This is a genomic window from Burkholderia torrens (genome assembly GCF_984668525.1).
In genome coordinates, this window is record NZ_OZ480212.1 from 194,701 (window position 1) to 220,149 (window position 25,449).

At 67.6% G+C, this 25,449-nt stretch carries 29 protein-coding genes; 14 read left to right on the top strand and 15 right to left on the bottom strand.

Translation table 11 applies throughout. The annotated features are described in order from the left end of the window. Positions 1-31 precede the first annotated feature (31 nt). Together AC5LXX_RS17190 and AC5LXX_RS17195 are read left to right on the top strand one after the other, a co-directional pair. Positions 32-487: a TIGR00725 family protein gene (locus AC5LXX_RS17190; protein WP_493413451.1), complete on the top strand. Its 456-nt coding sequence runs from the start codon at positions 32-34 to the stop codon at positions 485-487. A gap of 121 nt (positions 488-608) precedes the next feature. Beyond that, positions 609-803 (top strand): YqaE/Pmp3 family membrane protein, encoded by a 195-nt coding sequence (locus tag AC5LXX_RS17195; protein WP_058902411.1) that lies wholly within the window; start codon positions 609-611, stop codon positions 801-803. A 127-nt stretch (positions 804-930) separates the two neighbouring features. Here the strand turns inward: AC5LXX_RS17195 and AC5LXX_RS17200 are convergent, their stop codons facing one another. Genes AC5LXX_RS17200 through AC5LXX_RS17210 form a run of 3 tightly spaced genes read right to left on the bottom strand, consistent with a single transcriptional unit; the run spans position 931 to position 3,531 of the window. Then, the gene (locus tag AC5LXX_RS17200; RefSeq protein WP_034187692.1) at positions 931-1,110 is read right to left on the bottom strand and encodes a hypothetical protein; all 180 of its coding nucleotides are present in this window, start codon (positions 1,108-1,110) and stop codon (positions 931-933) included. Then, positions 1,082-2,089 (bottom strand): cytochrome d ubiquinol oxidase subunit II, encoded by a 1,008-nt coding sequence (gene cydB, locus AC5LXX_RS17205; protein WP_321788743.1) that lies wholly within the window; start codon positions 2,087-2,089, stop codon positions 1,082-1,084. Before cydB ends, AC5LXX_RS17200 begins: the two co-directional genes overlap by 29 nt. A gap of 29 nt (positions 2,090-2,118) precedes the next feature. Continuing rightward, the gene (locus AC5LXX_RS17210; RefSeq protein WP_493412383.1) at positions 2,119-3,531 is read right to left on the bottom strand and encodes a cytochrome ubiquinol oxidase subunit I; all 1,413 of its coding nucleotides are present in this window, start codon (positions 3,529-3,531) and stop codon (positions 2,119-2,121) included. A gap of 461 nt (positions 3,532-3,992) precedes the next feature. On the opposite strand from AC5LXX_RS17210, the gene ltaE reads away from it, so the two are divergent. Beyond that, on the top strand, positions 3,993-5,006 hold the full coding sequence (gene ltaE / locus AC5LXX_RS17215; RefSeq protein ID WP_493412384.1) for a low-specificity L-threonine aldolase: 1,014 nt from the start codon (positions 3,993-3,995) through the stop codon (positions 5,004-5,006). A 104-nt stretch (positions 5,007-5,110) separates the two neighbouring features. Here the strand turns inward: ltaE and AC5LXX_RS17220 are convergent, their stop codons facing one another. The 4 genes from AC5LXX_RS17220 to AC5LXX_RS17235 form a co-directional block, all read right to left on the bottom strand. Next, on the bottom strand, positions 5,111-5,323 hold the full coding sequence (locus tag AC5LXX_RS17220; RefSeq protein ID WP_493412385.1) for a DUF1059 domain-containing protein: 213 nt from the start codon (positions 5,321-5,323) through the stop codon (positions 5,111-5,113). Between the two features lie 147 nt (positions 5,324-5,470). Next, positions 5,471-6,376, bottom strand: a complete 906-nt coding sequence (locus tag AC5LXX_RS17225) for an HTH-type transcriptional regulator ArgP (protein ID WP_493412386.1) — start codon at positions 6,374-6,376, stop codon at positions 5,471-5,473. A gap of 72 nt (positions 6,377-6,448) precedes the next feature. Continuing rightward, the gene (locus tag AC5LXX_RS17230; protein ID WP_493412387.1) at positions 6,449-6,754 is read right to left on the bottom strand and encodes a hypothetical protein; all 306 of its coding nucleotides are present in this window, start codon (positions 6,752-6,754) and stop codon (positions 6,449-6,451) included. Beyond that, positions 6,751-7,353, bottom strand: coding sequence for a hypothetical protein (locus tag AC5LXX_RS17235; protein WP_493412388.1), 603 nt, complete (start codon positions 7,351-7,353; stop codon positions 6,751-6,753). Before AC5LXX_RS17235 ends, AC5LXX_RS17230 begins: the two co-directional genes overlap by 4 nt. 1,527 nt (positions 7,354-8,880) lie before the next feature. On the opposite strand from AC5LXX_RS17235, the gene AC5LXX_RS17240 reads away from it, so the two are divergent. Both AC5LXX_RS17240 and AC5LXX_RS17245 read left to right on the top strand, forming a co-directional pair. Continuing rightward, the gene (locus AC5LXX_RS17240) at positions 8,881-9,951 is read left to right on the top strand and encodes an MBL fold metallo-hydrolase (RefSeq protein WP_493412389.1); all 1,071 of its coding nucleotides are present in this window, start codon (positions 8,881-8,883) and stop codon (positions 9,949-9,951) included. Between the two features lie 123 nt (positions 9,952-10,074). Beyond that, entirely contained in the window at positions 10,075-10,734 is a 660-nt protein-coding gene (locus tag AC5LXX_RS17245; protein WP_124451011.1) for a glutathione S-transferase family protein, read from the top strand. 103 nt (positions 10,735-10,837) lie between these two features. On the opposite strand, the gene AC5LXX_RS17250 is transcribed toward AC5LXX_RS17245, so the two are convergent. Beyond that, positions 10,838-11,530 (bottom strand): phosphatase PAP2 family protein, encoded by a 693-nt coding sequence (locus AC5LXX_RS17250; RefSeq protein WP_493412390.1) that lies wholly within the window; start codon positions 11,528-11,530, stop codon positions 10,838-10,840. On the opposite strand from AC5LXX_RS17250, the gene AC5LXX_RS17255 reads away from it, so the two are divergent. Beyond that, entirely contained in the window at positions 11,529-11,786 is a 258-nt protein-coding gene (locus AC5LXX_RS17255) for a hypothetical protein (RefSeq protein WP_493412391.1), read from the top strand. The genes AC5LXX_RS17250 and AC5LXX_RS17255 overlap by 2 nt on opposite strands. 180 nt (positions 11,787-11,966) lie before the next feature. On the opposite strand, the gene AC5LXX_RS17260 is transcribed toward AC5LXX_RS17255, so the two are convergent. Next, positions 11,967-13,199, bottom strand: a complete 1,233-nt coding sequence (locus tag AC5LXX_RS17260) for an MFS transporter (RefSeq protein ID WP_493412392.1) — start codon at positions 13,197-13,199, stop codon at positions 11,967-11,969. A 101-nt stretch (positions 13,200-13,300) separates the two neighbouring features. On the opposite strand from AC5LXX_RS17260, the gene AC5LXX_RS17265 reads away from it, so the two are divergent. Further along, positions 13,301-14,299, top strand: coding sequence for a LysR family transcriptional regulator (locus AC5LXX_RS17265; RefSeq protein WP_493412393.1), 999 nt, complete (start codon positions 13,301-13,303; stop codon positions 14,297-14,299). A gap of 14 nt (positions 14,300-14,313) precedes the next feature. Here the strand turns inward: AC5LXX_RS17265 and AC5LXX_RS17270 are convergent, their stop codons facing one another. After that, a complete protein-coding gene (locus AC5LXX_RS17270; protein WP_493412394.1) occupies positions 14,314-14,952 on the bottom strand; it encodes a 2-hydroxychromene-2-carboxylate isomerase in 639 nt (212 codons plus the stop codon). Between the two features lie 148 nt (positions 14,953-15,100). Continuing rightward, complete coding sequence (locus tag AC5LXX_RS17275) at positions 15,101-15,919, bottom strand: IclR family transcriptional regulator (protein ID WP_493412395.1); 819 nt, start codon at positions 15,917-15,919, stop codon at positions 15,101-15,103. A gap of 172 nt (positions 15,920-16,091) precedes the next feature. Here AC5LXX_RS17275 and AC5LXX_RS17280 point away from each other — a divergent pair, with 172 nt between their 5' ends. The 4 genes from AC5LXX_RS17280 to AC5LXX_RS17295 all read left to right on the top strand — a co-directional run bounded on the left by AC5LXX_RS17280 (position 16,092) and on the right by AC5LXX_RS17295 (position 20,887). Next, complete coding sequence (locus tag AC5LXX_RS17280) at positions 16,092-17,078, top strand: hydroxymethylglutaryl-CoA lyase (RefSeq protein ID WP_493412396.1); 987 nt, start codon at positions 16,092-16,094, stop codon at positions 17,076-17,078. Further along, on the top strand, positions 17,075-18,370 hold the full coding sequence (locus tag AC5LXX_RS17285; protein WP_493412397.1) for a CaiB/BaiF CoA transferase family protein: 1,296 nt from the start codon (positions 17,075-17,077) through the stop codon (positions 18,368-18,370). Before AC5LXX_RS17280 ends, AC5LXX_RS17285 begins: the two co-directional genes overlap by 4 nt. Positions 18,371-18,453: 83 nt before the next feature. Then, positions 18,454-19,761, top strand: a complete 1,308-nt coding sequence (locus tag AC5LXX_RS17290; RefSeq protein ID WP_493412398.1) for an MFS transporter — start codon at positions 18,454-18,456, stop codon at positions 19,759-19,761. Between the two features lies 1 nt (position 19,762). Then, positions 19,763-20,887 (top strand): amidohydrolase family protein, encoded by a 1,125-nt coding sequence (locus AC5LXX_RS17295; protein ID WP_493412399.1) that lies wholly within the window; start codon positions 19,763-19,765, stop codon positions 20,885-20,887. A 15-nt stretch (positions 20,888-20,902) separates the two neighbouring features. Here the strand turns inward: AC5LXX_RS17295 and AC5LXX_RS17300 are convergent, their stop codons facing one another. The 3 genes from AC5LXX_RS17300 to AC5LXX_RS17310 form a co-directional block, all read right to left on the bottom strand. Then, positions 20,903-21,379: an SRPBCC family protein gene (locus tag AC5LXX_RS17300; protein WP_493412400.1), complete on the bottom strand. Its 477-nt coding sequence runs from the start codon at positions 21,377-21,379 to the stop codon at positions 20,903-20,905. Positions 21,380-21,506: 127 nt separating this feature from the next. After that, the gene (locus AC5LXX_RS17305; RefSeq protein ID WP_493404512.1) at positions 21,507-21,992 is read right to left on the bottom strand and encodes an SRPBCC family protein; all 486 of its coding nucleotides are present in this window, start codon (positions 21,990-21,992) and stop codon (positions 21,507-21,509) included. Beyond that, positions 21,964-22,329 carry an ArsR/SmtB family transcription factor gene (locus AC5LXX_RS17310; protein WP_493412401.1) on the bottom strand — a complete coding sequence of 122 codons (366 nt, stop codon included), beginning with the start codon at positions 22,327-22,329 and terminating at the stop codon, positions 21,964-21,966. Before AC5LXX_RS17310 ends, AC5LXX_RS17305 begins: the two co-directional genes overlap by 29 nt. A 202-nt stretch (positions 22,330-22,531) precedes the next feature. On the opposite strand from AC5LXX_RS17310, the gene AC5LXX_RS17315 reads away from it, so the two are divergent. Both AC5LXX_RS17315 and AC5LXX_RS17320 read left to right on the top strand, forming a co-directional pair. Beyond that, the gene (locus AC5LXX_RS17315) at positions 22,532-23,062 is read left to right on the top strand and encodes a GNAT family N-acetyltransferase (protein WP_493412402.1); all 531 of its coding nucleotides are present in this window, start codon (positions 22,532-22,534) and stop codon (positions 23,060-23,062) included. A 145-nt stretch (positions 23,063-23,207) separates the two neighbouring features. Beyond that, positions 23,208-23,786 (top strand): hypothetical protein, encoded by a 579-nt coding sequence (locus AC5LXX_RS17320; protein ID WP_493412403.1) that lies wholly within the window; start codon positions 23,208-23,210, stop codon positions 23,784-23,786. A 20-nt stretch (positions 23,787-23,806) separates the two neighbouring features. On the opposite strand, the gene AC5LXX_RS17325 is transcribed toward AC5LXX_RS17320, so the two are convergent. Next, entirely contained in the window at positions 23,807-24,391 is a 585-nt protein-coding gene (locus AC5LXX_RS17325; RefSeq protein WP_493412404.1) for a TetR/AcrR family transcriptional regulator, read from the bottom strand. Positions 24,392-24,733: 342 nt separating this feature from the next. Here AC5LXX_RS17325 and AC5LXX_RS17330 point away from each other — a divergent pair, with 342 nt between their 5' ends. Further along, positions 24,734-25,438: an SDR family oxidoreductase gene (locus tag AC5LXX_RS17330; RefSeq protein ID WP_493412405.1), complete on the top strand. Its 705-nt coding sequence runs from the start codon at positions 24,734-24,736 to the stop codon at positions 25,436-25,438. The last annotated feature ends 11 nt before the right edge of the window (positions 25,439-25,449 follow it).

Genomic DNA, 25,449 nt, shown 5'->3' on the forward strand with positions numbered 1-25,449 from the left:
GCAACGGCAACGCGGCGCGTGCCGGCACCGGATGCCGGTCGGCGTGATCGGCCCGCGCGACGCGACGGACGAGCAGATGCGCGTGGCGGAACGGATTGCACACGCGGTGGCATCGACGGGCGTCGCGCTCGTCGGCGGCGGCAAGCAGGGCGTGATGGAGGCCGCCGCGCGCGGCGCGCACGCGGCTGGCGGCTGCGCGATCGGGCTGTTGCCCGAGGACGATGCGACGCTTGCGAATCCGTACCTGAGCGTCGCGCTGCCGACCGGGCTCGGCATCACGCGCAATGCGCTCGTCGCACGTGCGTCGCTGTGCTTGATCGCGGTCGGCGGCGGGCTCGGCACGCTGTCCGAAATCGCGCTCGGGTTGCAGTGGGGAAAGCCGGTGTTCACGATTTGCGGTGCGCCGCAGGTCGCGGGCGTCGAATGCTTCGACGAAGCGGACCGGCTCGTCCTGCGGGTCGCGCAGTGGCTGGCTGATTCGGCGTAGCGCGGGGGTAACGGCGCGGGGCTTTGCCCGGCGAGTGTCGTGCCCGGGCTTGAAACGGGGCGTGCAACCCGCCATATTGGTCGGGTGTCACCCGTTCAACGACGTACCGAGAGGATCGTTCATGCGCCTTCTGCTTGCCCTGCTGCTGCCGTGGTTCCAGTTCTTCACGATCGGCCGCCCGATCGCCGGGATCATCTGCCTGCTCCTGCAACTCACGATCATCGGCTGGCTGCCGGCCGCGATCTGGTCGGTGTATGCGCTGAGCCAGTACAAGACCGATCGCAAGATTGAAGCGGCGCTACGCGGGCGGCCGTAGGAGGGGAGGGAAACGGCGTCGCGTCACTGGCCGGCTGGCGGGATCCGTTGTTGCGAGCCTGCCGGAATCGGCCATCAACGACAAAACGGCCGCCCGGTCCATCGTTCGTCCCGGGCGGCCGCTCCGCCTACTTCACCGCAAACAGCGTCAGGTTCATGAAGATCTTGAACGCATAGCCGAGCGTGACGGCGCCGATCACGCCGCCCGCCCACAGAACGACGAACCACATCCAGCCGCGCATCCGCGGCCGTGGCGCCTCGGGCGGGCGATCGGCGGAATCAGTGGTGGTAGTAATGCTGGTCTTCATGGCGCACCTTGCCTCGGAATACCCAATAACCCATCGTCGTGTAGGCGATGATGATCGGGAGGATAACCGCTGCGCCGACCAGCGTGAAGGTCTGGCTCGAACGCGGCGCCGCCGCTTCCCAGATCGTCATCGTCTGAGGAATCGCATACGGGAACAGCGTGACGAGCAGGCCGACATAGCCGAGCAGCACCAGCGCCAGCGCGAGCACGAACGGCGTCATGTCGTGCCGGTCGCGCACCGCGCGGCGCATCCACACCGCGCACCCGGCGACCAGGAACGGCACCGGCAGCAGGCGCCAGAACAGGCCCGATTCGAACCAGCGCTGCGCGATGGCCGGGTCCTGCAGCGGCGTCCACAGGCTGACGACCGCGATGAAGCCGAGCAGCACGACGGTCAGCGGCCACACGACGCGATGCAGGCGGCGCTGCAGGTCGCCTTCGGTCTTCGCGACGAGCCAGCAGCAGCCGAGCAGCGCGTAGGTCACGATCAGGCCGAGGCCCGTCAGCAGGCTGAACGGCGTGAGCCAGTCGAACGCGTCGCCCGCGAACACGCCGTCCTTCACGTTGATGCCCTGCAGGAACGCGCCGAGCGCGATCCCCTGGAACAGCGTCGCGCCGGCCGAGCCGCCGATGAACGCGAGATCCCACAGCTGCTTCGTGCGTCGCGCCTTCGCGCGGATCTCGAACGACACGCCGCGGAAGATCAGGCACACCAGCATGAAGATCAGCGGCAGGTACAGCGCGGACAGCACGGTCGAATAGACGATCGGGAACACCGCGAACAGCCCGGCGCCGCCGAGCACGAGCCACGTCTCGTTGCCGTCCCACACGGGCGCGACCGTGTTCATCATCAGGTCGCGTTCCTTCTCGTCCGGGAAGAACGGGAAGACGATGCCGATGCCGAGGTCGAAGCCGTCGAGCACGACGTACATGAAGAGCCCCAATGCGATGATCGCGGCCCAGATTACGGTGACGTCCATAGGTTTTCTCGTATGCGAAAGGGGTGGGCTCAGACGGTCTCGATCAGTTCGTCGACGGCCGACATCGGGCGGCGCGCGGTGTGATCGGGGCGCGTGTCGGGCGTGTCGTCATGCTTCACGTCGGGCAGCGCGGGGCCGGCTTTCATCAGCTTCAGCATGTAGTACACGCCGGTGCCGAACACGAGGAAGTACACGATCACGAACGTCATCATCGACAGGCTGACCTGCTGCACCGACAGCGGCGACACCGCGTGCGCGGTACGCATCACGCCGTAGACCACCCAGGGCTGGCGGCCCGCTTCGGTCGTCACCCAGCCCGCGAGCAGCGACACGAAACCGGTCGGGCCCATCACGAGCGCGAAGCGCTGGAACCACTTCGATTCATACAGGCGGCCACGGCGGCGCAGCAGCCACGCGAGCGCGGCGAGGCCGATCATCGCGAAGCCGAGGCCGACCATGATCCGGAAGCTCCAGAACACGACCGTCGAGTTCGGCCGGTCTTCCGGCGGGAAGTCCTTCAGTCCGCGGATCTCGCCGTCCCAGCTGTGCGTGAGGATCAGGCTGCCGAGGTGCGGCACCTTCACCGCGTAGCGGGTCGTTTCCGCCTTCATGTCGGGAATGCCGAACAGGTTGAGCGCGGTGCCGCCCTTTTCGGTTTCCCACAGCCCTTCGATCGCGGCGATCTTCGCGGGCTGGTGCTTCAGCGTGTTGATGCCGTGCTGGTCGCCGATCAGGGCCTGCAGCGGCGCGAGCACGAGCAGCAGCCACAGCGCCATCGAGAACATCTTCTTCACGCCCTTGTCGCGGCGGCCCTTCAGCAGGTGCCATGCGCCCGTTGCGGCTACCACCAGCGCGGCGACGATGAACGCGGCGATCGCCATGTGGAACAGGCGGTACGGGAACGACGGGTTGAAGATGATCGCGAACCAGTCGGTCGGCACGACGCGGCCGTCGACGATTTCGAAGCCCTGCGGCGTCTGCATCCAGCTGTTCGACGCGAGGATCCAGAACGTCGAGATCAGCGTGCCGATCGCGACCATCAGCGTCGCGCCGAAGTGCGCGCGCGGGCTGACACGGTTCCAGCCGAACAGCATGATGCCGAGGAAGCCGGCCTCGAGGAAGAACGCGGTCATGACCTCGTACATCAGCAGCGGCCCGGTGACGGCGCCGGCGAAGCTCGAGAAGCCCGACCAGTTCGTGCCGAACTGGTAGCTCATCACGACGCCGGAGACGACGCCCATTCCGAACGCGACCGCGAAGATCTTCGACCAGAACAGACAGAGGGTCTTGTAGTACTGCTTGCCGGTCTTGAGCCAGCGGTATTCGAGCACGGCGATGAAGCTGGCGAGGCCGATGCTCAGCGCCGGAAAGACGATGTGAAAGGAGACGGTGAACGCGAATTGCAGGCGGGCCAGATCGAGGGCCGAAAGTGCGGTGTCCATACCAGATGACCGAAGCTGACGATACCCGCCGACGGGTGCCGGCGGACCCCGGCGGACAGGCGTCGGGGTTGGCTGGAGTATGGGCCGCGATGTTGCACCGCGAAATGCGCCAACTCGTCGCAGATGTCCAGCCTGCCGCGCGCGATTTCGGGATAAATCGTTGATTCGTATCAAGAAGGCCGTTCGCGTCGCGCGCGGCCGCGGCGTGGCGGTCTGACGCACGTGCGTCAATATGGCGCGCTGCGTCATCGGAACGGTTTTGCGCAGCCGAACACGCGGCGGCGGGTAGCGCGGCGCCGCCGCTGCCGCCCGCAGGCGTCCGGCCGCCGCCGCCGCGATACTGACGCGCGCGATTGCGGTTCTTCGGCCGGCGCGCGCTGCGTGAATTGCGTACACTCTGAGTCTCGTTTCGGCAGGGCCGGACGCAGGGATGCCGGTCCGCGTTTACTCAGGGCATAGCGATGATCGATTTACGCAGCGATACCGTGACACGTCCGAGCCAGGCAATGCTGGCCGCCATGACCACCGCCGAGACCGGCGACGACGTCTGGGGCGACGACCCGACCGTGCTGCGCCTGCAGGCGGTGACGGCCGAGCGGGCCGGCAAGGAAGCCGGCCTGTTCTTCCCGAGCGGCACGCAAAGCAACCTGGCCGCGCTGATGTCGCATTGCGAGCGCGGCGACGAGTACATCGTCGGCCAGCTCGCGCACACCTACAAGTACGAAGGCGGCGGCGCGGCCGTGCTCGGCAGCATCCAGCCGCAGCCGATCGAGAATGCGCCGGACGGCACGCTGCCGCTCGCGAAGATCGCCGCGGCGATCAAGCCGCTCGACAATCACTTTGCCCGCACGCGCCTGCTCGCGCTCGAAAACACGATCGGCGGCCAGGTCTTGCCGGACGGCTATGTGCAGGAAGCCGTCGCGTTCGCGCGCAGCCGCGGGCTGTCCGCGCACCTCGACGGCGCACGCGTGTGCAATGCGGCCGTCGCATCGGGCCGCCCGATCGCCGAGCTGTGCGCGTCGTTCGACACCGTGTCGATCTGCTTCTCGAAAGGGCTCGGCGCACCGGTCGGCTCCGTGCTGGTCGGCAGCCGTGCGCTGGTCGAGCGCGCGCAGCGCTGGCGCAAGGTGCTCGGCGGCGGGATGCGGCAGTCGGGCATTCTCGCGGCGGCGTGCCTGTATGCGCTCGACCACAACGTCGAGCGGCTCGCGGACGATCACGCGAATGCCGCGCATCTCGCTGAAGGCCTCGCGCGCATCGATGGCGTGAAGGTGCTGTCGCACGCGACGAACATGGTGTTCGCGCAATTCCCCGAAGCCGATTGCGCGCCGCTCGAGGCGTGGCTCAAGGAACGCGGGATCCTCACGCAGATGCTGTATGCGTCGCGCTTCGTCACGCACTGCGACGTGTCGCGTGCGGACATCGACACGTTCCTCGGCGCGGTCGGCGCGTATTTCGCGCAGCGTCGCGCGTGAAGCGGAATGCGCCGGCCGGCGACGGGCCGGCGCGACGTGGCATGACGCACGATACGGAAGGGTGACGCGCCGCGTCGTCGGTCGATCCTTGCCGTGCCGGCGGATTACGCTTGCCGCGGTGTATCGACGGGCGGCGTGCCGTCGCGGAACAGCGATTTCAGCTGCGTGCGCAGTTCGGCGCTGTCGGTGTGCTGGTGCACCGAGACCGCATGTTGCACGGCGGCCTCCAGCAGTTCGTTGTCGGAATCGGCGGAAATTGCGACCGAGCAATTCGTCGCGCTGGGAAACTCGCGGCAATCGATAAAGCGGCGGGACATGATGTTCTCCTCACATGAAAGGGAACGGCCGGACCTGGACGAGCGGCCGCGCGGCGCGTTCGCGAAGCCGATGGAAAAAGTATAGGCGGCGCGGCCGGCTTTCTCGTCGCCGTGCGTACCGCGCCGGCAGTCTCGATCGCCGCCGCGCTACGGCAATGGCGAGAGCAGCCGGCGTGCCGCTTCGACCACGCGCGCGGACAGCGACGCCATCGTCGGCGACTGCACCGTCCACGCGTGCCAGTACAGCGTGACGTCGGTCGGATGCGCGGGCGCGAGATCGACGAGCCCCTGCGCATCGAGCGGCGTCGTGCCGATCAGCGGCTCCGGCACCATCGCGTAGCCGAGCCCGTGCCGCACCGCCGCAAAGTGCGAATGGGTGCCCGGCACGTAGTGGCACGGGTACGCGCCGTCCGGTAACCCGAACTTCTCCTTCAGGAACGACGACTGCAGCGTGTCGCGCCGCGAATACGCGACGACAGGCGCCTTGCGCGCGCTCGTGCGGTTCAGCCCGCGCGGAAACCAGCGCACCGCGAACGCGGCGGCCGCGAGCAGCCGGTAGCGCATCGTGCCGAGCGGCGTGGCGATGCAACCGCGCATCGGCTTCGGCTCGGTCGTCACGCAGCCGACCGCCATCCCGCTTTCGAGCAACGCAAACGTATGGTCCTGGTCCTCGATGATCAGCTCGAACAGGATGCGCTCGCCCGCGAGCACGGACGTCAGCGCGGGCAGGAACCAGGTGCCGAGGCTGTCGGCGTTCAGCGCGATCGTCACGGAGATCGGCGATTCGCGCTCGGCCGCGAGTGTGCTCTGCAGGTCGGCCTGCAGCAGCGCGACGCGGCGCAGGTGCTGCAGCACGCGCTGGCCGGCCACCGTCGGGCGGCACGGCCGCGTGCGCAGCACGAGCGGCGTGCCGAGGCTGGCTTCCAGCGCGCGGACCCGCTGCGTGACGGCGGATGCGGTCACGTGCAGGCGCACGGCCGCCTGCTCGAAGCTGCCGGTGTCGGCGACGGCCAGCAGCGCGGCGGCCTGCTTCGGATCGATCGTCATCGACATGTATCGGATGGACCGAGACGGATTGTTGTGCTCAAAACGATGAAGCCCTGCTAGTCATGGCGTTGCGGCCGATTATGACGCGTGGCGATCGATTGTGACATGGAAATCGGTCCCGCCTTGGGACCACACCGTGACCGATTCGGCATGTCGTGCCGGATGGTCAGGCGCAAGGTTCGCATACCGGAGAACCCTGTCGTCAAGAGATATCGAGAGATCTTGATCGACGAGCCGGTCGAATGTCGAGGTGAAGAGCGGCATGCGCTGCGCGAATTCCGTCAGCGCTGCATTCGGAATCCGATGCTGGCCGAAGCGCGGAATGTGCGACGACAGATGCGCACTGCCGCGAGCAGTGCGCATCCCTCGGGTGTCGGCGATCAATAGGCCGCTACCTTTTCGGTGTTCTGTCGCTCATCGGTCGTCCTGGACTTTGCCAATGCCGTGATAAACAACATGGTGGCGATTCCACCTGCGATCAGTGCCGGGTAAGCTGCCAGGATCTGGATCAACGAATACTTCCAGCTCAACGGGCGCCCGACGCCGAGCATCGCCGCATAGAACCACGAGACGGCGGAAATCACGCCCGCGAAAATGGCAACCATGCGCCGTTCGAAGGAGAGCTTCAGCAAGGATCCCGCTTTCTCCAACGCCGGGAGAACCGCGGAGTGCAAAGCGATACCGTTGAAGGTCAGCAGGGCGACGATGCTTATCTTGGCCTGCAGCTTGGGATTGCCGAGATACCCGAGACCCTGAGTCCGCATATCGAACGCAATGATCGCGATGCCGGTGATCCAAAGCACCGTCAGCGCCAACGAGACGGTGCGCTGCAGGCTGGGCAGGTGGACCTGGGCAAGGTCGGTAGATGCGTCGGAATCCAATAGTCGCTTGACCATGGCGATGTCACTGGTCAGCACGAGACCGATCGCGACACAGCAGGCGATGAGATGAACAAAGACGATTCCCATTCGTACGAATTCCATTTTCTGTCCTCTTTCGGCGCGTTGCGCAAAGTTAAGTCGTACCGTCGCAGATCTGGGTGAATCTCGGCGGTACATTCAGGAGTGCGACGCAAATAGTGGGATTCGATCGTGAATCCCGCTATCAAGCTGGCTCCAGTTCGGCATGACAGGAACGACTCGGCGAGCCCGCTACGGCGCGTCGAGTCCCAACAGGCTGCTTGTAATCGAATCGATACCCATTGCGAGTTCGACCGCTTGATCAAGCCCGCACGGCGTGCAGGCTTGCAGTGCCGGATGGCTGACCATCCAGGTATCCGGCACGTCGCGATTTGTAGAATGAAACGTCGCCCAACTACCGGACGCTGCTGGGCGACGGCCGAAATTTAAAACAGCACGTCCTGACGAATCAACCCGACTTGTTACGAAATGCAAAGGACGTAACGAGCGGGAAATGAGTGCGAGAAGGGTCCGACCCATGCGCAACATCCACCAGTCCGGAGTATGCAGAATTGTTCTGACCTGGATTCGGGCACTGATTAATGAGTCACTTCCTTTTACATTTTAGAGAAAATGCTAAAGGGGTCGTAGTTCACAATGCGCGTTGCGAAATTTTTATGTGTCGATTGGAGGAGATTAAGTCAATCAAAAAATAAATGGAGTATCGATTTTCTCAGACGAAACGACGGGGGCATCGGGCTTTGACGCACCGGCTGGCACCTGAAAATCTGCGCAGCTTGCCGAGAGATATTTCGGTGGTCTCTTCGCGTCGGCTACCCGAGTCAAAATTGCCAAAATCGAATGGCGTGGATTTTTTGGGGATTATGGCTCACGCCTTGTGATTAATTTTCGATGGAAATCGATAAATCCGGCTGGATCTGAATTTATCGTTGGCGACGGCTGAAGAAGTCGAGTTTTATTCGCAGCGATTCGGTCATTGGTCAGAGTTTTAGCGGTCGCCATACATCAGCGATCGCACGGTTCGATGCGGGTTGGTCGTGCGCCGGGTAGCTGCGACCAGACGGCGCCGGCGATGAAGAACGGTAGTCCGGAAATTCAATAAAATCCGGATAGCCAGCGTTTTGATAGGCGCGAGTCCAACGATTAAAAATCAAACGTTTACGTGACTGTTCATGAGATCGATCGTCAGCGACATGTCGACAGGAATACCACCCGTGAACGGAGTCGAGAACAGGCCATAGTGCAAGGCAGCTCACGCTACCGTCCGGGCGCCGCGAATCGTCCGCCGTGCGCCATTCGTCATCGGAATCGGTTGCCGTATATGGGACGCCGGTGGCCCATGTATTTTGATCTACGCTATATCAAGGTGCGAAGCGCGGCAGGTACGATGCCGGCCGCCCGGCGGCGATGTCATCTTGCCGAAGTCGATTCCGGACGACGATGTGCAGCTGACGCAGCCGTGATCGTCCGGATCATGCGGTGCGGTAACGTTTACGGACGGCGCGGCACTCGAGCTCACGCGCGCACCGGCGACGCACGGCACGTGGGCTGCACAATACCAACCTGGACAGGCGACGGAGCGACTTCGCGATGATCTTCCGGCAACTTTTCGACCCGCAATCGTCGACGTATACGTATCTGCTCGCCGACAGCGCATCGCGCGAAGCGCTGCTGATCGATCCGGTGTTCGAGCAGGTGCGCCGCGACGCGGCGCTGCTCGACGAACTCGGGCTGCGGCTCGTCGCGACCGTCGACACGCACGTGCATGCCGATCACGTGACGGGCGCGTGGCTGCTGAAGCAGCGCACGGGCAGCGCGATCGCGATCTCGGCCGCGAGCGGCGCGCAGGGCGCCGACCGTTACCTGAACGACGGCGACCGCTGCGCGTTCGGTGCGCGCTACCTGACCGTGCGCGCGACGCCCGGCCATACGAGCGGCTGCATCAGCCTCGTGCTCGACGACGAGTCGATGGCGTTCACCGGCGATTGCCTGCTGATCCGCGGCACCGGCCGCACCGACTTCCAGCAGGGCGACCCGCGCGCGCTGTATCGCGCGGTGCACGGCCGGCTCTTCACGCTGCCGGCCGCGTGCCTGCTGTATCCGGCTCACGACTATCGCGGGCTCACGGTGACGAGCGTCGGCGAGGAGCGGCGCTTCAATCCGCGCCTCGGCGGCGATCTCAGCGAAGACGATTTCGCGGGCTACATGCGCAACCTCGGGCTCGCGCATCCGCGCCAGATCGACGTCGCCGTGCCGGCAAACCTGCAGTGCGGCGTCGCCGCGAACGCACCCGATGCGCAGGCGGCGCCCGACTGGGCGCCGCTCGTCTATACGTTCGCCGGGTTCTGGGAAATCGACCCGCAGTGGCTCGAGGATCACCTGCCGGCCGTGCAGGTCGTCGACGTGCGCGAACCGGACGAATTCGCGGGCCCGCTCGGCCATCTGCCCGGCGCGACGCCGATTCCGCTCGGCGAACTGGCCGCGCGTGCCGGCGAGATCGCGCGCGACCGGCCGGTCGTGACCGTGTGCCGGGCCGGCGGGCGCTCCGCGCAGGCGACCGTGATCCTGCTGAAGGCCGGTTTCGACGCGGTCGCGAATCTCGGCGGCGGGATGCTGCGCTGGCGTGCCGAAGGGCGCGTCGTGAGGGACGGCCGGTCGTAGCGGTCCGAAGAAACCGAAAAAAATTTCCGGGCCGATGTCGAAACGGCTCGGCGCCGTACGTCGTCAAGGTATCCGATCACGTGGCGCCGCATGGCGTGGCGCCCCAACCCCGAGAGACACGCGATGATGCCGACCCTTTACGCCCATCCCTTTTCGTCCTACTGCCAGAAGGTGCTGACCGCGCTGTACGAGAACGGCACGCCGTTCGAGTACCGCCTGCTCGCGCACGACGATCCGAAGCCGATGCAGGAACTGACCGCGCTGTGGCCGCTGAAACGCTTTCCGGTGCTGGTCGACGCGGGCCGCACGGTGATCGAGGCGTCGATCATCATCGAGTATCTCGGCCTGAACCATCCGGGCCCCGTGCGCCTGCTGCCCGACGATCCGCACGCCGCGCTCGAGGTGCGGATGATGGATCGCTTCTTCGACAACTACGTGTCGACGCCGCAGCAGAAGGTCGTGCATGACGCGCTGCGCAGGGAGTCGGAACGCGATGCACGCGGCGTCGCCGATGCGCGTGCGATGCTCGACACGTCGTATGCGTGGCTGGACAAGAAGATGGCCGATCGCGAATGGGCGGCCGGCGATCGTTTCAGCCTCGCCGATTGCGGCGCGGCGCCGTTCCTGTTCTATGCGGACTGGACGCACCGGATCGATCCGGCGTTCGCGAACGTGATCGCGTATCGCAAGCGTCTGCTGGCGCGGCCGTCGTTTGCACGCGCGGTCGACGAGGCGCGGCCGTTTCGCTCGTTCTTTCCGCTCGGCGCGCCCGACCGCGACTGACGTGCGCGGCCGTCGCGCGGCGTGCGGCTGCCGCGCATGGCCGGCAGCGCGTGCCGGGGCGACGGAACGTCAGCAGCAAGGGCAGCATCGCGGCACCGACCCGTCACATCGTATGTGTGACCGACTGCGCGAGCGTCAGCAGTTCGTCGAACTGCGTGATGAGCTCGAAGCACAGCAGGAACGCGAGCGTATAGGCCGGCGCGGGGAAGCGCCGGATCATCTCCAGCACCTGCGGCGCGAAGCGCGAGCGGATCGCGTCGCGCGTCAGCAGCCACGCGATCGCGATGCCGATCGCGGCGCCCGCGATCAGGTCGGTCGGGTAGTGAAAGCCGAGGTACGCGCGCGGCAGGCAGATGAACACGACCGAATACAGCAGCGCGACGATGCCGATGCGGCGCGCGATGATGAAGATGCCGGTTGCGATCGCCATCCACAGCATCGCGTGATCGCTCGGAAACGAGCTCCATGCCTGCAGCGTCGCGGCGCGCAGTCCGGCCGACGGGAAGTGCAGGTGCAGGTCGGGGTTGTAGATCGGCCGCACGCGGAACGGTAGCACCTGCGCGAGCACCCGGCCGATCGCGAGCGCGACGAGCCCGCTCGCGATCGTCGCGACGACCAGCTCGCGTTGCCGCTCGCGGTTCGGGCCCGGCTGGAACCACAGCCAGCACAGGACGGGAATGAGCACGAAGCCCTTGAACGTGTACAGGCCGGCGATCACGCGGATCGCGTGATTCATCAGCGGGCCGAACGTCACGTGAGTGAGGAAGATCTGGATCGTGGTGTCGAAATTGTTCATGTTCTGCGACCCCGGCGGACGCGCAGTGCATGACGTGCGGCCGGCAGGATCTGGAAGCGCGCTCGCCCGGAGCGCAACGGGGGGCAAGTATGTCACCCGTTATTTCGAAGAAAATGCGAAAAAATACCGGGAATCCCCTGATAAAACGGGTTGGTATGGTGGGGCCGGATGGGCGAGCGCCATGCGGCAAGGCAAGGTCGAATCGTCCGACGTTTGCGCGCCCGCACGCATCGCCGTTGTAAAAATAATTGGGTGAACTGGACAATTCGGCAGGCCGGTGCAGACCTTGCGCCGGATGAGCGATTGCCGCGCGTGCCGTGCAATATGCGAGCAAATCTGCCGGGCCGCGCGGCGTCATGCCTGCGCCGATCGAAAATAAAAGAAAAGGCGGGCAAGCCCTGCAGGCCTGCCCGCCTCGCCTGCGCGATGCCGGATGTCAGTTGCGCCAGACCCGCACGGCGAGCGCGGCCAGCGATGTCGAGACGGCCAGCGCGGTCACCGCATTCCAGCCCAGTTGCGCGAGCAACAAACTGCCGATCGCGGCGCCGGCCGCCATCCCGATGAACATGCCGACGAACAGCACCGCGTTGAGGCGGCTGCGCGACGCAGGATCGATCCGGTACACGATTGCCTGGTGCGCGATCAGCGTCGCCTGCACGCCGAGATCGAAGCCGATCGTCGCGGCCGCGAGCAGCACGAGTTGCGCATGCGGCGACATCAGCGGCGCGGCGGCCATCGATGCGAACGACAGCATCGCGATGCCGATGCCGATGCGCGTGACGCGCTCGGGGCCGTGATGGTCGGCCAGGCGTCCGGCGATCGGTGCACCCAGCGCGCCGGCGGCACCCGCGAGGCCGAATGCGCCGGCCGCCGCGCTGCCCAGATGGAACGGCGCGCCGTGCAGCATCACCGCGAGCGTCGACCAGAACGCGCTGAAGCCGATGGCGAGCAGCCCCTGCGCGAGTGCGGCGCGGCGCAGTGCCGGATGATCGCGCCACAGCGCGCCGAGCGAGGCGATCAGTGCGCGATACGGCAGGCGCGTGGTCGGCTCGAAGCGCGGCAGCCCGCGGGCGGCCACCGCGCCGATCGCGGCGACGCTGACGGCCGCGAGTGCGAACATCGCGCGCCAGCCGGCCGTTTCCGCGATGAAGCCGGCCACGACGCGCGACAGCAGGATGCCGAGCAGCAGCCCCGTCATCACCGTGCCGACGATGCGGCCGCGATGCGTGTCGTGCGTGAGCGTCGCGGCAGCGGGCACGACGTCCTGCGCCATCGTCGCGGCGAGGCCGATCGCGAAGCTGGCCGCGAGCAGCAGCCCGAGCGACGGCGCGATCGACGCGAGCAGCAGCGCGACGACCAGCGCGGCAGCCTTGGTCACGATCACGCGGCGCCGGTCGAAGCGGTCGCCCAGCGGCGCGAGCAGCAGGATGCCGAGCGCATAGCCGAGCTGCGTGAGCGTCGGCACGAAGCCGATCGCGCGCGCCGACGCGCCGAGATCGGGCCCGAGCGCGCCGAGCATCGGCTGCGCGTAGTAGAGCGGGGCGACGCCGAGGCCTGCGGCGGCCGCGAGCAGCAGCACGAGCCGGCGATCGGGCATCGAATGGGCGGCCGGATGGGCCGGGGCGTGCGCCACACGGGGCGCGGCGTCGAGACGGGTCGGGGTGGACATGGTGTGCATCCTTGGCTGGATAACAGGATGGATGCGAGTGTGGCGGCACACGGTCGAGCACGGTAGTGCCATCTGGCGCAGATTTGTTATACGCTCCACGAATGACCGATAAATCCTCTCCTTTTCCCGCCACTGGCGGGTCTCGGCGCATTCAGGCCGTGCCGGTGGACGGCGCAGGCTATCGTTTCGAGCTGATGGAAACGTTCGTACGCATAGTCGAGGCCGGCAGCCTGTCGGCCGCCGCCGCGCAGTTGCATACGACGCAGCCGACGATCAGCCGGCGGCTGCAGGCGCTCGAACGTTCGCTCGGCATGCGCTTGCTGCAACGGACGACGCACACGATGCGGCTGACCGTCGACGGCGAGCGCTGCTTCAAGCGTGCGAAGGAACTGCTGGCGAACTGGGCGGCGTTCGAAGCGGACTTGCGCGGTGCGCAGGAGGAGCCCGACGGGCTGCTGCGCGTCGCGGTGCCGCACGCGTTCGGGCAGGAGCGTTTCGTCGCGCCGCTCGCGCGGTTCCTGCGCGACTATCCGCGCGTATCGGTCGAGTGGCTGCTGCAGGACGAGGTGCGCGATTTCGTCGGCAGTGGCATCGATTGCGCGATCCAGGTCGGCGAGCCGACCGATCCGGGCGTGGTCGCGATCCGGCTCACGAAGGTGCCGCGTTTCGTGGTCGCCGCGCCGTCGGTGCTGAACGGTGCCGACGTCCCGGCCGACCCCGACGCGCTGGCCGCGCTGCCGTGGCTCGCGCTGCGCACCTACTACCTCAACGAGCTCGCGCTGACGCATGCGGTCACGGGCGATACGCGGCGCATCGCGATCCGGCCGCGCATCACGACCGCGAACCTGTATGCGCTGCGCAGCGCGGCGCTGCTGGGCGTCGGTGCGTGTGTCGGCTCGTCATGGATGCTCGCCGGCCATCTCGCGCGCGGTGAGCTCGTCCATCTCGCACCCGAGTGGCAGGCCGCGCCGCTGCCCGTCTACCTGACCTATCCGCATGCGCAGTTCTATCCGTCGCGGCTCGTGCGGTTCGTCGCGATGATGCGCGAGGCCGTGCCGACGCTCGTCGAAGGGCGCGAGGGCGATCCGGCCGGCGCGTGACGGCCGCCGTGCCGTCAGCCGCGCCGGATTCCTTCCGGCAGCGCGCTGATGCGACGTACCTCGGGCGAGTCGAGCCACGCGCGTGACGTCGCGCAGTCGGCAAACATGTCGGTCGCGTCCTCGCCCCAGAACAGGTCGCCGTCGAGTGCGAAGGTCGGCACGCCGAATACGCCGTCGGCGATTGCCTGATCGGTGTTCGCGCGCAGCGCGTCCTTCACCGGCTGTGCTTCGACGGCCGTCACGCCCTCCGGAAAACCGACGGCTTCGCACAGCGCGGCGAAGCCTTCCGGCGTCGACACGTCGTGACCGTCGCGCCAGATATGCCGGAAGATCCGCTGGATCGCGTCGCGCGAGCTGCCCATCGCGATCGCGAGGCGCAGCGGCCTGATCGGATTGAATGGATGCGCGGGCGGCATCCGGAATGCGATGCCGAGCTTGTCCGCGCGGTATTGCGCGTGGCGATAAGTGAAGACGCGCTTGGCCGCGATCTCGGCCGGCGCTTTCTGCCCCCAGTGCGCGAGCAGCGCGCCGAGCACGATCGGCCGCGGCTCGAACGCGGCGGCCGGCGGCAACCGGTCGAACTGTTCCTGCTGCAGATAGGCGAACGGCGAAACGAAATCGAAATACCAGGCGGCGGGGCGTGCGGCGTTCATCGCGAGCGTCTCCTCGTGCATGTCCGGTTGGCGGCGGCACGCACCGCGCGCCCGCGGGCGTCGCGCGATGCGTGCATCGGCGGCCAGTGTCGCATGCGGCCGTGTTTCGCGCTCCCTCATGCATCGCCGGCCCGGCGTAACCGGTGCGCTACGACGATGCGTCGTCGTCGGCCGATGACGCGAGCCGCGCGAGACTGTCGCGCACGGCGGCTGCATCGTAGCGCGCGCCGGCGCCGCCGAGCGCGACGGTCGCCTTCTGCGCGAGCGGCAGCAGCATCGCGAGCGCCGCCGCCATGGCCGGCGCGGCGGCGAGCCGCGATTTCGGGCCCGACACCGTCAGCGCGCCGATGCATTCGCCGGCCGCGTCGAACACCGGCACGGATGCCGATGCCGTCTCGGGGTCGCGCTCGCCGTACGACGCGGCCCACAGCTGTTCGCGCACGTCGTTCCAGCGGGCGTCGTGCGTGTCGGTGAAGGCCAGCAGCACCTTCCCGGATGCGCCCTGGCGAACCGGAAATTCCTCGCCGACGCGAATCGACACGCGCACCGCGCGTGCGGGCTCGACGCGATAGAGCACCGAGCGCATGTCGCCCTGGCGCACGTAGAACGACGCCGTTTCGCCGAGTTCGCGGCTCAGCGCCTCGAGCAGCGGCTCGACCACCGGACCGACGCGGAACGACCGCTGGTACAGCGCGGCGAGCCGCAGAGGCTCGTGCCCGATCGCGTACTGGCCGTCGTCGAGCTTGCGCATGAAGCCGCCGTGCTCGAGCGCCGCGAGCAGGCGCAGGAGCGTGCTCTTGTACAGCCCCGTGCGGCGCGACAGCTCGGCGAGCGACAGCCGGTCGTCGGTCTGCCCGAACGCACGGAGGATCGCGAACGCACGGTCGAGCACGGCGACGCCGCTGGACGCTTCTTCGGCCGCCGGATCGCGAACGTCGCCGGCGAGATCTGCTTGATTCGTGGGCACTGCGTGCTTCCTTCGAATGATGGTCGGTCGACTATATCGTTCTGTCTGACAGAACGCAAGTTCCATAAAATCGCAATTTCACGGGTATACCCCGCTTATCGTCCATTCGATGTGCGCCTAAAGTTCTGTCAAACAGAACAATGTTCTTTTAGATAGAACGGTGAGGTGTCGAATGAGCGTTTCCGAAATACCGAAGGTGCTGGTCAGCGAGGTCGGTCCGCGCGACGGGCTGCAGAGCATCAAGGCCGTGATGCCGACGGCCGGCAAGCTGCGCTGGATCACCGCGCTGGCCGCGGCCGGGCTGCGCGAGATCGAGGTGGGGTCGTTCGTGCCGCCCCGGCTGTTGCCGCAGATGGCCGACGTTCGCGAAGTCGTCGCGCATGCGCTGGCGATTCCCGGGTTGCACGTCGCCGCGCTCGCGCCGAACCTGCGCGGTGCCGAAGGCGCATTCGACGCGGGTGTGCACAAGCTGACGCTGCCGGTCTCGGTCACGGAAGCCCATTCGCTGGCGAACATCCGCAAGACGCCCGCGCAGATGATCGACGAAGTGCGCGCGGTCGTCGCGCTGCGCGATGCGCGGTATCCGTCGGTACAGATCGAGGCCGGCGTGTCGGTCGCGTTCGGCTGCACGATCGCCGGTGCCGTCAGCGACGACGAGACGATCGCGATGGCCGTCGCGATGGCCGAATGCGGCGTCGACGAAATCGGCCTGTCCGACACGAGCGGCTATGCGAACCCCGCACAGGTGCGCCGGCTGTTCGCGCGCCTGCAGCGCGAAGTCGGCGACAAGGCCGGCGGCGCACATTTCCACAACACGCGCGGGCAGGGGCTCGCGAACGTCGTCGCGGCGCTCGACGCGGGCGTGACGACGATCGACGCGAGCCAGGGCGGCCTCGGCGGGTGTCCGTATGCGCCCGGCGCGACCGGCAACATCGTCACCGAGGATCTCGTGTTCCTGCTCGAAGCGATGGGGTACGACACGGGCATCGACGTCGACGCGCTGCTCGCCGCGCGCGCGATCCTGCACGCGGCGCTGCCGTCCGAGGCGCTGTACGGCCACGTGCCCGACGCCGGGTTGCCGAAGGGGTTCCGCTATGCGGACGGCCGCGCGCCGACGGCGGCGCAACCGGAAGGATGCGTGACGGGAGTCGCGCAATGAACGATCGCCAACCAAATTCCGCGCTGCCATACGCAGGCGTGCGCGTGATCGAGATGACGCACATGGTGATGGGGCCGACCTGCGGGATGCTGCTCGCGGATCTCGGGGCGGAAGTGATCAAGATCGAACCGATCGCGGGCGACAGCACGCGGGCGCTGCGCGGTTCCGGCGCGGGCTTCTTCGGGATGTTCAACCGCAACAAGAAGAGCCTCGCGGTCGACGTGAAGGATCCGCGCGGGCTCGAGATCGTGCTGCGGCTCGTCGCGACGGCGGACGTGTTCAGCGAGAACTTCAAGAGCGGCACGATGGACCGCATCGGCCTCGGTTATCCGGCGCTGGACTCGCTGAATCCGCGCCTCGTGTACGTGTCGCACAAGGGCTTCCTGCCGGGGCCGTACGAGCATCGCACCGCGCTCGACGAGGTCGTGCAGATGATGGGCGGCCTCGCGTACATGACGGGCCCGGAGGGGCGGCCGCTGCGCGCGGGCACGAGCGTGAACGACATCATGGGCGGCATGTTCGGCGCGATCGGCGCGATGGCCGCGCTCGCCCAGCGTGAACGCACGGGCCGCGGCCAGCAGGTGCAGAGCTCGCTGTTCGAGAACAACGTGTTCCTCGTCGCGCAGCACATGATGCAGTTCGCGGTGACGGGGCAGGCCGCGTCGCCGATGCCGAGCCGGATTTCCGCGTGGGCCGTCTACGACGTGTTCTCCGTCAAGGACAACGAACAGATTTTCCTCGCGGTCGTGTCGGACACGCAATGGGGGCTGTTCTGCGATGCGTTCGGGCTGGCCGCGCTGAAGGACGATCCGCGTCTCGCGACCAACAACCTGCGCGTGCAGGCGCGCGAATGGCTGCTGCCCGAGCTGCGTTCGCGGCTGGCGTCGTACTCGGCGGCGGAGATCGGCGCGATCTTCGAATCGACCGGCCTGCCGTATGCACCGATCACGAAGCCGCAGGACCTGTTCGACGATCCGCATCTGCTCGCCACGGGCGGCCTCGAAGCCGTGACGCTGCCGGCCGATGCGAGCAGTGCCGGGCGGCCGGTCGAGACGCGCACCGCGCTGCTGCCGCTGACACTCGCGGGCGAGCGCCTGCGGCTGCGCTCGGCGCCGCCCGCACTCGGCCAGGACACGTGCGCGCTGCTCGGCGAACTTGGCTACACGCCGGACGATGCGCGTGCGCTGATCGATGCCGGCGTCGTTGCGGGGCGGTACGGTGCCGACGAGGCAGCGAACGGCGACGGGCCGGGCGGCGGCGCGCCTTCGCCGAACGAAGTGGCGAGCGCGTAGCGCGGCCGCGATTCATCGAACGAACAAAGGCGTCCCGGCCGCGCACCGCGCGGCAGAGGATCGCCTCATCCACGGAGACAACCATGACATCCGCTTCCCCGGCACTGCCCGCCGATCGCGAGACCGACGCATCGGTCGAGCAACGCGCGGTGCGCAAAGCTGCGTGGCGCTTCATCCCGCTGCTCGCGCTCGCGTATTTCTTCAACTACCTGGATCGCACGAGCGTCGGGTTCGCCGCGCTCACGATGAACCGCGATCTCGGGCTGACCGCGACGCAGTTCGGCTGGGGCGCGGGGATCATGTTCGCGGGCTACTGCCTGTTCGAGGTGCCGAGCAATCTCGCGCTGTACCGCTTCGGCGCGCGCCGCTGGCTCGCCCGCATCATGATCACGTGGGGGCTGATGGCGGCCGCGACCGCGCTCGCGACCGGGCCGACCAGTTTCTACGCGATCCGGCTGCTGCTCGGCATCGGCGAGGCCGGGTTCTTTCCGGGCGTGATCTTCTTCCTCGCGGTGTGGTTTCCGCCGAGCTACCGCACGCGCGTGCTGGCGTGGTTCACCGTGTCGACGCCGCTGTCGTCGCTGATCGGCGGCCCGCTGTCGACGTGGCTGCTGCAGCTCGACGGCGCGCTCGGGCTCGCCGGCTGGAAGTGGATGTTCATCGTCGAAGGGCTGCCCGCGTGCGCGCTCGGTTTCCTCGTGCTGAAGCTGCTGTCCGATTCGCCGGCGAACGCCGCGTGGCTGTCGGACGACGAGCGAGCCGCGCTGCAGCGGGCGTTCGAGCGCGACGGCGCGGCGGCCGGCCGCAAGAAGCAATTCGGCGTCGCGCTGCGCGACGTGCGTGTGTACGTGCTTGCGTTGATCTCGTTCGGTTTCACGATGGGCTCGTACGGGATCGGCATCTGGCTGCCGCAGATGCTGAAGGCGCACGGCATGTCGACGATGCAGACGGGCTGGCTGTCCGCGGTGCCGTACTTCTTCGCGACGGTCGCGCTGCTGTGGTGGGCGAAGCGCGTGGATCGTCGCGGCGGCCCCGTCGTGAACCTGGCGATCGGGCTGTTCATCGGCGCGGTGGCGCTCGGCGTGTCGACGCATTTCCTGACGCTCGGGCCGGCACTCGTCGGCATCACGCTCGCGCTGATCGGCACGATTGCCGGCCGCACGATCTTTTACACGCTGCCGTCGCGTTTCCTGTCCGGTCAGGCGGCGGCCGGCGGCCTGGCGCTGATCAACTCGATCGGTGCGCTCGGCGGCTTCGCGGGCCCCTATCTCGTCGGCTACCTGAAGGACAGCTTCGGCACCTTCACGGCCGGCATGCTCGGCCTCGCGGTCGTGCTGGCGATCACGACGCTGCTCACGCTGTCGCTGTATGCGTTCGACCGGAGCGAATGACATGGACACGACGATTTCGATCAAGCGACGCCGGCTGCTCGGCGCGGCCGCCGCCTCGCTCGCGCTGCCCGCGTTCGCCGAGACGCCGGCCCACGATGGAGTTTCCCGCATGACGACGCAAAGCAACTATCTCGCGGTGCGCCCCGACTGGCTCGCGTCGGCGCTCGAACCCGCGCTCGAGCCCGACCTGCCGATCGTCGATGCGCATCATCACTTCTACGAGCGGCCGGGCTGGATCTACATGCTCGACGACTACCTGCAGGATGCACGGTCGGGTCACAACATCCAGGCGTCCGTCTACATGCAGGCGCAGACGCGCTATCGCGATTCGGGCCCGGCGGAACTGAAGCCGGTCGGCGAGACCGCCTATGTCGCCGGTGTGACCGAGCCGCTGCAGCACGGCCCCATAGCCGTCGCGAAAGGCATCGTCGGCCATGCGGACCTGCGGCTCGGCGAACGCGTGCGCGACGTGCTGGAAGCGCATCTCGAAGCGGGGCGCGGGCGGTTTCGCGGCGTCCGGCACCTGACGACGTGGGATGCCGATCCGACGCTCGCCAATCCGCTGTCGGCGGTGCCGCGCGGGCTGCTGCTCGATCCCGTCTACCGGGCCGGCGTCGCGCAGCTCGCGCCGCTCGGGCTGTCGTACGACGCGTGGCTGTTCTTTCCGCAGTTGCCCGAATTGTTCGATCTCGCGAAAGCGAACCCCGACACGCGGATCATCGTCAATCACTGCGGCGGCGTCGTGCGGATCGGCAGCTATGCGGACAAGCGCCCGGAGGTGTTCGAGCGCTGGTCGGCGTCGATGCGCACGCTCGCGCAGTTGCCGAACGTGTACGTGAAGGTCGGCGGCCTCGGCATGCGCATCAACGGTTTCGATTTCGAGAAGGGCGCGAAGCCGCCGTCTTCCGCGCAGCTTGCCGACACGTGGAAGCCGTGGATGATGACCTGCATCGACGCGTTCGGCCCCGGGCGCTGCATGTTCGAGGGCAATTTCCCGGTCGACAAGGGCTCGTATTCGTTCGTCAACGGGTGGAACGCGTTCAAGCGGCTGACCGCGCAGGCCAGCGCGGACGAGCGCGACGCGCTGTTCCGCGGCACGGTCACGCGCGCGTACCGGCTCGGCTGACGTGCGGGCGCAGGCTCACACCGCTTCCACCAGCGCCGCGAGCCGCGCCAGCGCCATCTGCCAGCCGGTTTCGTTGTCGGCGGCCGGCACGCCGGGCGGTACGCCGTCGTGCACGGCGTCCACGCGCGTACCGCCTGCTTCGTCGGACAGCGTGATCGTGATCGTCATCGCGCCGCGCAGCATCGGGTCGTCGGTTTCGAACACGTCGATCTCGACGATCCGCTCGTTCGGCACGAGCGTGACGAAGCGGCCGTGATAGGTGTCGGTGCGCGCGCCGGACTTGCCGGTGCCGCCCGATGGCGCGTCGTAGCTCAGCGACACGCGCAGCGCGCCGCCTTCGCGCGCATCGTATGCATGCACGCGGCACGTCATGCCGTCGGGCACCTTCCACTGCTCGACCGCGTGCGGGTCGAGCAGTGCGCGGTAGACGCGCCCGCGTGGTGCGTTCAGATGCCGGCTGACCCGGGTCGAATGCGTGTGCGTATGCAACATATTGCCTCCCGCGGAATGCGCGCGACGGTGCACGCCGGCGGCCGGCGTGTCGTCATGCTTCCTTCAGGAATCCTAGGCGCGGGCGCGGCGGCATGCAATGGCCGCCCGTGCGGGCATGCCCGACCGTTCAGCGCAGGGCGGCCGCGAACGCGTCGAGCTGCGTGATGCAGGTGTTCCAGCCCTCGAAAAACCCGAGTGCTTCGTGGCGCTCGCGGGTCGCGGCGTCGGGATGCATCACGCGTGCCTCGTAGCGGCTGCCCGCATCGTCGTCGGCCATCGTGATGATCGCCGTGAAGCCCATCCACGGCGCCTGCGGCCGCCAGCCGCCGGTGAGCATCGACGTGAACACGATGCGCGATTCCGGCACGATGTCGAGGAAACAGCCGGGATTGTCGCTCGTGCCGCCGTCGGGGCCGCGCATGAACGTGTGGAAAGCGCCGCCCGGCCGCAGGTCGAAGGCGCGCACCTCGGTGGTCCACGGCTTCGGGCACCACCATTCCTTCAGCAATTCGGGGTCGGTCCACGCGCGCCACAGTGCGCGGCGTGGTGCGTGCAGCGTGCGCGTGATGACGAGATCGTGGGCTTCAACGGGTTCGACGTGGCTGGCTGACATCGTGCTCCTCCTGATGGTGGCGTTCGACGAATTCGACGAGACGGTCGGCACGCGCTTCCCACAGCGCGCGTTGTGCGGCGAGCCATGCCTCGGCTTCGGTCAGCCGGCTGCCGACCAGTGCGCAGGTGCGTGAGCGGCCGGTTTTCCGGGTCTGCACGAGGCCGCTGCGCTCGAGCACGGCGACATGCTTCATGAACGACGGCAGCGCCATGTCGAACGGCGCGGCCAGCGCGGAAACGGTCCGCTCGCCTTGGCCGAGCGCGCTGACGATCGCGCAGCGCGTCGGATCGGAGAGGGCATGGAATACGTCGCTGATGCGAGGGTGAAGGTTATCCATTTGGCTAAGTGTAGGCGATGCCGACGCCGATGCAGCGAAAATTCTCGTCGCGTAGGATAAGGGGCGGTAACGCGCGCCGACCGGGCGCCGCGCTGCCGGACGCCAGCCGCCGTCATGCACGCATCGACGGCGGCTGGCGCGCTTTCTATCGCGGCCCATGCCGAACCCGCGCATGCGGCCCCGCCTGACTACCGGAGATGGCATGACCGAATCTGTTACCGTCCGCCGCGTCGATGCGCGCGAAGCGATGCGCTGTGTCGATGCGCTGGCCGATGTGCTGATCGATTGCGTGGAAGGCGGCGCGTCCGTCAGCTTCATGCTGCCGATCGAGCGTTCGACCGCCGTCGCGTTCTGGACGCGCGTGGCCGAGGGCGTCCAGAACGACGAGCGCATCCTGCTGGTCGCCGAGGATGCGGCCGGCCGGATCCTCGGCACCGTGCAGGTCGTGACCGCGCAGCCCGAGAACCAGCCGCATCGCGCGGACATCGCGAAGATGCTCGTGTCGCGGCACGCGCGCCGGCAGGGCATCGCCGCGCGGCTGATGGCGGCGGCCGACGCGGCTGCACGCGATGCCGGCAAGACCGTGCTCGTGCTCGACACCGTGACGGGCGGCGACGCCGAGCGGCTGTACGAGCGGGCCGGCTGGCAGCGCGTCGGCGTCGTGCCGAACTATGCGCTGATGCCCGACGGCGCGCTCTGCGCGACGACGTACTTCCACAAGCAGTTGGTGTAATGGCATCCGTCATGCATCCGGTCGCCCCGGTGCTGGTGTTCTTCACGTTCGCGGCGGGTGAATGAAAATCCGGGCCGGAAGCGTCGCCGGTCCGATATATTCACGCCGGAAGACTTCAACGAAACGCCACGGAACCGCCGCCCGGATGAAACGCTCCCACGTCGCTTTCGCCCTCACGGGCCTGCTCGTCGCGCTGCCGATAGCCGCGTATGCGCTCGTCAAGCCGCTGCGCATCGTCGCGCCCGCGCTGATCCCCGGCGTGTCGTGCCCGAGCGCCGACATCTGTACGGACGATGCCGCGAAGCTCGGCGACGCACGGCAGCTCTATCGCGACGGCTATGCGCGCGCGGCGGCGGCCGTCGGCCCGTTCCGCGAGGCGCCGCGCGTCGTGTTCTGCTCGACGCGCACGTGCGCCGATGCGTTCGGCCTCGGCCAGCGTGCGGCGCTGACGCTCGGCAATTTCGGCGTGGCCGTGGCACCGCGCGGCTGGACGACCTACTTCATCGCGCACGAGCTGATCCATCATCGCCAGGCCGAAGTGCTCGGCAACGTGGCCGTCGTGACCAAGCCGCGCTGGCTGATCGAAGGGATGGCGTATTCGCTCAGCGACGATCCGCGCCATCCGCTGGCCGAGCCGTTCGAGGCGTGGCGCACGCGTTTCGCCGCGTGGCATGCGGCGCTCGGCGGGCGGCCATTGTGGGATGCCGCACGGGCGGTCGAGTAGCGCCGACGGGCGGCGCAGCGTTACGCAGGCGTGCCCTGGGCGCCGCGTCCGCCGGCCAGCGTCTGCCGTCCCGCGTCGAGGATCTCGTCGGCCAGCGCGGGATCGGTGCCCGCGATCGCGCGCGACAGCACGAGCGCGCCGACCATCTGGCTGAAGACCGCGAGCGCGTCGCGACGCGTCTGCTCGGGCGTTGCACCTTCGGTCGCCACCATCGGTTCCAGCCGGTCGAGATAGGCGGCCAGGCCGTGCGCGTAGCATGCGCGCGCTGCGTCGGTCAGCCGCGGCGCATCGCCGGCGAAGCCGGACAGCGGGCACCCGGCTTCGATGTTGTCGCGGTGCGCGGCCGACAGGTACAACGCCACCTGTGCGTCGAGACTGCCGGCGTTCGGCGAATCGGCGCGGTCGTGCATCGCCTTTTCCATCACTTCGGCGACGAGCGCGTCTTTCGACTTGAAGTGGTTGTAGAAGCCGCCTTGCGTGAAGCCGGCTTCCTTCATCAGCTCCGTCAGCCCGACGGCATCGACGCCGCGCGCGCGGAACAGCCGCTCGGCCGCCGCGACGATCGCGCTCCGGTTCTCGGCGGCCTGCTGTCTTGATACCCCCATCGATCTCTCCCTGATTTTACCGATCACGTCGATTGGAAAACACAATGGCGATCGCCATTGACATACCGGTGCGGCGCGAACAGAATGCACCGCAAAGACAATGGTGATCGACATTGACATCGAGTGTAGCCGACCTGGCGGGCAATGCAAAGCCACGGCCGGCCGGACATGGATGGCAATCGGTCGCGTCTTTGGCGCTGCGGGATGACGGGCAGCGGACGGCTCGCCGTCTGCCCTCGGCGGCGTACCGGTTCGGCAAGCAATGGCAACCTCGTTTTCCACCGGATCTCATGCGCGCGGCGAGCCGGCGCGCAGGTGATTCATCATGCGAAAGGAAGGATCATGAAGATCGAAGGTGCAGTCGTTTTCGTGACGGGCGCAAACCGCGGGCTCGGGCTCGAATTTGCGAAGCAGGCACTTGCCCGAGGGGCGCGCAAGGTCTACGCGGCGGCGCGCGATCCGGCCAGCGTGACGCTGCCGGGCGTCGTGCCCGTGAAGCTCGACGTGACCGATCCGGCGGCCGTCGCCGCGGCGGCCGATGCGGCACGCGACGTCACGCTGCTGATCAACAACGCCGGCATCGCGCGGCTCGGCAGCCTGACGGACGACGGCGCGCCCGACGCGTTGCGCGACCACTTCGAAACCAACGTGTTCGGGATGCTGGCGATGTCGCGCGCGTTTGCCGGCACTCTCGCCAGCCACGGCGGCGGCGCGATCCTGAACATCCTGTCCGTCGCGAGCTGGGTGAACCGGCCGATCCTGTCGGGCTACGGCGTGTCGAAATCGGCCGCGTGGGCGCTGACCAACGGGCTGCGCCATTCGCTGCGCGAGCAGCACACGCAGGTCGTCGGGCTGCATGCCGGCTTCATCGACACCGACCTGACGGCCGGCCTCGACGTGCCGAAGGCTACGCCGGCCGACGTCGTGCGCCAGGCCTACGACGCGATCGAGGCGGGAGAGGAGGAAGTGTCGACCGACGAGTTCACGCGGCAGGTGAAGGCCACGCTGTCGTCGGGCGTCTATCTGGAAGAACCGGCGCCGCGTTGACGCCGCCGGCC